The sequence below is a fragment of the Bacteroides cutis genome (assembly GCF_900241005.1).
Lineage (GTDB): Bacteria > Bacteroidota > Bacteroidia > Bacteroidales > Bacteroidaceae > Bacteroides > Bacteroides cutis.
Genome location: NZ_OEST01000002.1, coordinates 712,858 through 720,456, shown reverse-complemented (window position 1 = coordinate 720,456; position 7,599 = coordinate 712,858). Strand labels below are relative to the sequence as shown.

Genomic DNA, 7,599 nt, shown 5'->3' with positions numbered 1-7,599 from the left:
ACATCATGTCTGCCTTATTCAGGTGACTATAGCACCGGGGTTCCACCTCTTCCCATTCCGAACAGAGAAGTTAAGCCCGGTCACGCCGATGGTACTGCGTAACAGTGGGAGAGTAGGTAGTCGCCGTTTTAGAGGAAAGCCTCCATGTCGAAAGATGTGGGGGCTTTTTTTTGTCTTGTCCGTCCCTTGCCCGCCATCCCCCCCTCCGCATACTGGTGGAAAAGGGAAGATAGAAAATGGAAAGTGGCGTTGGGAACGTTAGTGGAAATTTGCTCTAAATACTTACTTTAGTTCTTCTTTTTCCTGGTTTATCCAAAATTTTCTTTTTCTTTTATTATCCTATTGTTATCTTTATAACATGAAAATGGTTTAAAACGGTCTTTTTTTGGAAGTAAACGTTTTTATTACCATTTTTCTATTTTAATATCAAATGGTTTTTCGTAATTTTGGCGTGAATCTAATGTAAGACGGAAAAATCACGTAAATAAATATTGTAATATAAATCATTGTAATAACTCCTGTCAATATGGAAAACAAAATTCAAGAGCTAACCGATAAGATCTATCGTGAGGGCGTAGAAAAAGGAAATACAGAAGCCCAGAAGCTTATCGCAAAAGCTCAGGAAGAAGCTAAGAAAATTATAGAGGATGCTAACAAGGAAGCTGAATCTATTGTAGCTACAGCTCGTAAATCTGCTGATGAGTTGGCAGAAAATACTAAATCTGAATTAAAATTGTTTGCGGGTCAGGCTGTGAATGCCCTGAAATCTGAAATTGCTACCATGGTGACGAATAAAATTGTGGATGCCGATGTAAAAGCGTTTGCTGCAAACAAGGATTTTCTCAATGCCTTTATTGTTGCTTTGGCAAGTAAATGGAGTGTGAATGAACCTATTGTTATCTCTACTTCTGATGCGGAAGGTTTGAAAAAATATTTTGCTACTCAGGCAAAGAATCTTTTGAATGAAGGTGTGAAGATTGAACAAGTAAACGGTATTAAAACATTGTTTACTGTTTCACCTGCCGACGGTTCGTATAAAGTAAACTTTGGAGAAGAAGAATTTATGAACTACTTTAAAGAATTCCTACGTCCGCAATTAGTGGAAATGCTGTTCTAAACACTCACAGAATATGAGTAAATATTATTATGTGGTAGCTGGTTTGCCGGAACTCACATTGGAGGACAGCAAGTTAAGTTATACGGTAGCTGATTTCAAGACAGAATTTTATCCATCATTGTCGGAAGAAGATAAAAAGCTGGTAGACTTGTTTTTTCTTCAGTTTGATAATGCCAATGTCTTGAAGTTATTAAAGGACAAAGATGCTGTTGTCGATTTGCGCGGAAATTACTCTGGTGAAGAATTGGCAGAATACATCTCACTGCTGAAAGATGGTGGTGAGTTGTCTGATCGTGTGTTTCCCTCTTATCTTTCTGCATTCATTTTTGAGTATTTCAATACGCCTGCCGAAAATGATTTTCTTTATGAAGATCGTCTTGCGGCACTTTATTATGCATATGCCATGAAGTGCAAAAACAAGTTCGTGTCTTCGTGGTTCGGATTTAATCTTATTATAAATAATGTGTTGGTGGCGTTTACTGCCCGGAAATATAAGATGGATATTGCCTCGCTGATAGTGGGTGATACGGAAATTTGTGAAGCTTTGCGTACGTCCGGTGCCCGTGACTTCGGTTTGAGTGGTGAGGTGGAATGTCTGGAGCAGTTAGTGAAGATCAGTGAAACGGAAGAACTAGTGGAGCGGGAAAAGAAAATTGACCAACTCCGTTGGAATTGGATGGAAGAAATGACTTTCTTCGATTATTTTACCGGAGAGCGTCTGTTTGTCTTCCTGCTTCAGCTGGAAATGATAGAGCGTTGGATTATATTGGATAAAGAAAAGGGTAGCCAATTGTTCCGCAGCATCATTGCTGAATTGAAGGACGAAGTACAGATACCCGCAGAATTCAGATAAAATAAATTACATGATTATATGGCAACAAAAGGAACTGTTAGTGGCGTAATAGCCAATATGGTGACCCTCGTCGTTGACGGACCTGTAGCGCAGAATGAGATTTGCTATATCTCAACTGGCGGAGACAAGTTGATGGCGGAGGTGATTAAAGTGGTAGGTTCTCAGGTCTATGTGCAGGTGTTTGAAAGCACTCGCGGACTGAAAGTAGGAGCTGAAGCTGAGTTTACCGGACACATGCTCGAAGTGACTTTGGGTCCGGGTATGCTTTCTAAGAATTATGACGGTCTGCAAAATGACCTCGATAAGATGGATGGTGTTTTCCTGAAACGCGGACAATATACGTACCCGCTTGACAAGGAAAGTAAGTGGCATTTCATACCTTTGGTGAAAGTGGGAGACCAAGTGGAAACTGCTGCTTGGTTGGGACAGGTGGATGAAAACTTCCAGCCTCTGAAAGTTATGGTACCTTTTGAACAGAAAGGTGTGTGTACCGTGAAATCTATCGTGGAAGAGGGTGATTATGGTATTGAAGATACCATTGCCGTGCTGACTGACGAAAAAGGTAATGACGTCAAAGTGAATATGATACAGAAATGGCCTGTGAAACGAGCTATGACGAATTATAAAGAAAAACCGCGTCCTTTCAAATTGTTGGAAACCGGTGTGCGTGTGATTGATACTGTAAATCCAATTGTGGAAGGTGGTACAGGATTTATCCCCGGTCCGTTTGGTACTGGTAAGACGGTACTTCAGCACGCTATCTCCAAACAGGCGGAAGCAGATATTGTAATCATCGCAGCTTGTGGTGAGCGTGCCAACGAGGTTGTAGAAATTTTTACGGAATTCCCCGAACTGGTTGATCCACATACAGGACGTAAGTTGATGGAGCGTACCATTATTATTGCCAATACTTCGAACATGCCGGTAGCTGCCCGTGAAGCATCTGTGTATACGGCAATGACGATTGCAGAATATTATCGTAGTATGGGATTGAAAGTTTTGTTGATGGCTGACTCAACTTCACGTTGGGCACAGGCATTGCGTGAAATGTCGAACCGTATGGAAGAATTGCCTGGTCCTGATGCATTCCCGATGGATTTGTCTTCTATTATTTCAAACTTCTATGGACGTGCTGGGTATGTGAAACTAAATAACGGTGAAACGGGTTCTATAACCTTTATCGGTACGGTATCTCCTGCTGGTGGTAACTTGAAGGAACCGGTAACCGAGAATACAAAAAAGGTTGCCCGTTGTTTCTATGCCCTTGAGCAAGACCGTGCGGACAAAAAACGCTATCCTGCCGTAAATCCGATTGATTCTTATTCTAAATATATCGAATATCCAGAATTTGAAGATTATATCACTAAACGTATCAATGGTGAATGGATTGGTAAGGTGAATGAAATCAAGACACGTTTGCAACGTGGTAAAGAGATTGCCGAGCAAATCAATATCTTGGGTGATGATGGTGTCCCCGTGGAATATCACGTGACATTCTGGAAATCAGAATTAATTGATTTCGTCATTTTGCAGCAAGATGCTTTTGATGATATTGATGCTGTTACTCCGATGGAACGTCAGGAAGAAATTTTGAATATGGTGATTGATATCTGTCATACGGAGTTTGAGTTTGATAATTTCAATGAAGTAATGGACTACTTCAAAAAGATGATTAACATCTGTAAGCAGATGAACTATTCCAAATTCAAGTCGGAAGAATATGATAAGTTCCATAAGCAGTTGCAGGAATTGGTAGCAGAACGCAAAGTGTGATGTGTCCGAAACTTCGACTGTAATTAATAATTAGTAATTCGTAATTAAAGAAAATGGCAACAAAAGCATTTCAAAAGATATATACCAAGATTACTCAGATTACGAAAGCCACGTGTTCGTTGAAGGCAACCGGGGTAGGGTATGATGAGTTGGCGACTGTAAACGGTAAACTTGCCCAAGTGGTGAAGATTGCCGGCGATGATGTGACTCTGCAGGTGTTTGAAGGTACGGAGGGTATCCCCACTAATGCCGAAGTGGTGTTCTTGGGTAAAGCTCCTACGATTAAGGTGAGCGACCAGCTTGCCGGACGTTTCTTCAATGCTTTCGGTGATCCTATTGATGATGGACCAGAGATTGAGGGACAAGAAATAGAAATCGGTGGTCCGTCAGTGAACCCGGTGCGTCGTAAACAGCCTTCGGAGCTGATTGCTACCGGTATTGCAGGTATTGACCTGAACAATACGTTGGTATCAGGACAGAAAATTCCGTTCTTCGCTGATCCTGACCAGCCTTTTAACCAGGTAATGGCAAACGTTGCTCTGCGTGCTGAAACCGATAAAATTATTCTTGGTGGTATGGGTATGACAAATGATGATTACCTTTACTTCAAAAATGTATTCTCCAATGCTGGTGCACTGGATCGTATAGTCAGCTTCATGAATACAACCGAAAATCCTCCGGTAGAACGTTTGTTGATTCCGGATATGGCATTGACGGCCGCCGAGTATTTTGCAGTAAATAATAATGAAAAGGTGCTGGTGTTGTTGACTGATATGACCTCGTATGCCGATGCTTTGGCTATCGTATCCAACCGTATGGATCAAATTCCTTCAAAAGACTCTATGCCGGGTTCTCTTTACTCGGATTTGGCAAAGATTTACGAGAAGGCTGTACAGTTTCCGAGCGGTGGCTCCATCACGATTATTGCAGTGACTACATTGTCGGGTGGAGACATTACGCATGCTGTGCCCGATAATACAGGTTATATTACAGAAGGTCAGTTGTTCCTCCGTCGTGATAGTGATATCGGTAAAGTTATTGTTGATCCGTTCCGTTCCTTGTCTCGTTTGAAACAGCTCGTTACAGGAAAGAAGACGCGTAAAGACCATCCGCAGGTAATGAATGCTGCTGTACGTCTGTATGCCGATGCTGCCAATGCAAAAACTAAACTTGAAAACGGTTTCGACTTGACGAACTACGACGAGCGTACACTTGCTTTTGCCAAAGATTACTCCAACCAACTGCTGGCTATCGACGTTAATCTCGATACCACAGAAATGCTCGATGTGGCATGGGGATTGTTCGGTAAGTATTTCCGTCCGGAAGAAGTGAATATCAAGAAAGAACTGGTAGACGAATTTTGGCCGAAGGAAAACTAAAATCGTAAAATTGTAAATAAAATGGCTATTAAGTTTCAATATAACAAAACCTCCCTCCAGCAGTTGGAAAAGCAACTGAAGGTGCGCGTGCGTACACTTCCTATCATTAAGAATAAGGAGAGTGCCCTGCGTATGGAAGTGAAGCGTTGTAAAGCCGATGCTGCTGCGCTAGATGCGAGGTTGGAAAAAGAAATCCAAGCTTATGAAGCCATGTTCGCTCTTTGGAATGAGTTTGACGTCTCATTGATAAAGGTCAGCGATGTTCATCTTGGTGTGAAGAAGATTGCCGGTGTACGGGTGCCGTTGCTCGAAAATGTAGATTTCGACATACGCCCCTATAGTCTGTTCAATGCGCCTAAATGGTATGCAGACGGGTTACATCTGCTTAAAGATTTGGCGCACACAGCCATCGAACGGGAGTTTACCGTTGCCAAGTTGAATTTGCTGGAACATGCGCGTAAAAAGACCACCCAAAAGGTGAATCTTTTTGAAAAAGTACAGATTCCGGGTTATCAAGATGCTCTGCGTAAAATCAAGCGATTTATGGAAGACGAAGAGAATCTTTCCAAGTCATCGCAGAAGATCATGAAGTCCCATCAAGAGAAAAGGAAGGAGGCAGAGATATGATTACAAAAATGAAGAAGCTCACATTCTTTGTATATCATAAGGAATATGAAAACTTTCTCGACCAAATCAGGGAATTGGGGGTAGTGCATATCGTGGAAAAACAATGGGGTGAGATGGATGATACCCTGCAACAGTTTATGCAGAAACGTACACTATATAAGAGTATGCTCCAGAGCATGTATATCCTTGCTGAGAAACAACCGGAAGAAACGATACATGCCGGACTGACGCCTGATGTTTTGGTAAAAAACTATGAAGACTTGCAGGAACATATCCAGGATCTTAATCAACAATTACCGATTATTGATAAGGATATCGCACAGATGGAAATTTGGGGTGATTTTGATTGGGATGCTGTACGTAGGTTGGAAGATGTAGGCTGGTATGTTCAGTTTTATACGTGTCCCGAAAGAGATTATAATGAAGAATGGACAGAACAATACAACGCAGTTATTGTAAAGGAAAAGGGTGGACATCTTTATTTTGTGACCGTTACTCACGAACCGGTAGAACTGGATATCGAACCACTTCGATTACCATCTTTAAGTTTATCTGGGTTGAAGCGTAAGAAAGCTGATACGGAAGAAGCGCTTGTACGGGTAAATGGCGAGTTAAAAGAATTTTGTAGAGCTAACTATCGTACATTGGAAAGTGGCAACATGCAACTCCTAAGCGATATAGATTTACTTAAAGTAAGGTTGAACAGTGAAGAAATGGCAGAAGGTTCCGTTGTTTTGTTGGAAGGTTGGATACCAGAAGATAAAGAAGTGGATGTGAAAAAACTGCTGGATGAGAGTGGTGTCTATTACGAAATAAGGAAAGCTACTCGTGAAGATAATGTTCCTATAAAGTTGAAAAACAATGCATTTACCCGTATGTACGAAGTACTTACCAAAATGTATGGTATGCCGGACTATGCAGAGTTCGACCCGACTCCTATTCTGGCACCATTCTTTTCGTTGTTTTTTGCATTTTGTATGGGGGATGCAGGTTATGGCTTGGTATTGATTGTTCTTGGTTTCTATTTAAGGAAAAAACTGTCGAAGTCACTGAGAGGTATGATGAATCTGGTGATTACGCTAGGTATTTTTACTGCTGTTGTGGGTGCCATATTGGGTACTTTTTTTGGTGTCAGTCTTTTTGATCTGGAATTACCTGATAAATTGAAGCAATTTATGATTGTGGGTAAGATTGGTGAAACCACTTATGATAAACAAATGTTGTTGGCGCTGATTATAGGAGTGGTACATATCTCTATTGCTATGACGGTGAAAGCTATCGGACAAACAGTACGCTATGGTTTCAAAGAATCGCTTAGTGCCTGGGGATGGTTGTTGTTGGTAGTTGGATTTATCTGTACCGGAGGACTGTCATTCTTTAAAATTATTTCAGAAGATGTTTCTACTTGGGCATTTATTGTGATAGGTGGTGTTGCGGCCATCGGTATTTATTTGCTGAATAACATCCATCGGAATGTGTTTGTAAATATTGGTGCTGGTGTATGGGATACTTACAACATGGCTACTGGATTGATGGGAGACGTGCTTTCCTATATTCGTTTGTATGCTCTCGGTTTGGCAGGTGGTATGCTGGGTGGTGTGTTTAATCAGCTTGCTTTTATGGTGAACGATGCGGTAGGCCCGGCTATTGGTTGGTTGTTCTGTGGATTGATATTGATATTCGGACACTCGCTGAATATTGCCATGTCTTGTTTGAGTGCGTTTGTACATCCGTTACGTTTGACATTTGTAGAATATTTTAAAAATTCAGGTTATGACGGTAAGGGTGAAACCTACAAACCATTTTCTGTGGTAAAAAACAAATAAATTAAAAACAAATAAATTAAAAAC

At 41.2% G+C, this 7,599-nt stretch carries 6 protein-coding genes and 1 rRNA gene; all 7 read left to right on the top strand.

Annotation, left to right across the window (positions count from 1 at the left end):
* Window positions 1-18: 18 nt before the first annotated feature.
* Window positions 19-129, top strand: a 5S ribosomal RNA gene (gene rrf, locus C1A09_RS07130).
* A 397-nt stretch (window positions 130-526) separates the two neighbouring features.
* Window positions 527-1,117 carry a hypothetical protein gene (locus C1A09_RS07125; RefSeq protein ID WP_101542954.1) on the top strand — a complete coding sequence of 197 codons (591 nt, stop codon included), beginning with the start codon at window positions 527-529 and terminating at the stop codon, window positions 1,115-1,117.
* Window positions 1,118-1,130: 13 nt separating this feature from the next.
* On the top strand, window positions 1,131-1,970 hold the full coding sequence (locus tag C1A09_RS07120) for a DUF2764 family protein (RefSeq protein WP_101542953.1): 840 nt from the start codon (window positions 1,131-1,133) through the stop codon (window positions 1,968-1,970).
* An 18-nt stretch (window positions 1,971-1,988) separates the two neighbouring features.
* Entirely contained in the window at window positions 1,989-3,743 is a 1,755-nt protein-coding gene (locus C1A09_RS07115) for a V-type ATP synthase subunit A (protein WP_101542952.1), read from the top strand.
* A gap of 53 nt (window positions 3,744-3,796) precedes the next feature.
* Window positions 3,797-5,122 carry a V-type ATP synthase subunit B gene (locus tag C1A09_RS07110; protein WP_101542951.1) on the top strand — a complete coding sequence of 442 codons (1,326 nt, stop codon included), beginning with the start codon at window positions 3,797-3,799 and terminating at the stop codon, window positions 5,120-5,122.
* A 21-nt stretch (window positions 5,123-5,143) separates the two neighbouring features.
* Window positions 5,144-5,749, top strand: coding sequence for a V-type ATP synthase subunit D (locus C1A09_RS07105; RefSeq protein ID WP_101542950.1), 606 nt, complete (start codon window positions 5,144-5,146; stop codon window positions 5,747-5,749).
* Entirely contained in the window at window positions 5,746-7,575 is a 1,830-nt protein-coding gene (locus C1A09_RS07100; RefSeq protein WP_101542949.1) for a V-type ATP synthase subunit I, read from the top strand. Before C1A09_RS07105 ends, C1A09_RS07100 begins: the two co-directional genes overlap by 4 nt.
* Window positions 7,576-7,599 lie beyond the last annotated feature (24 nt).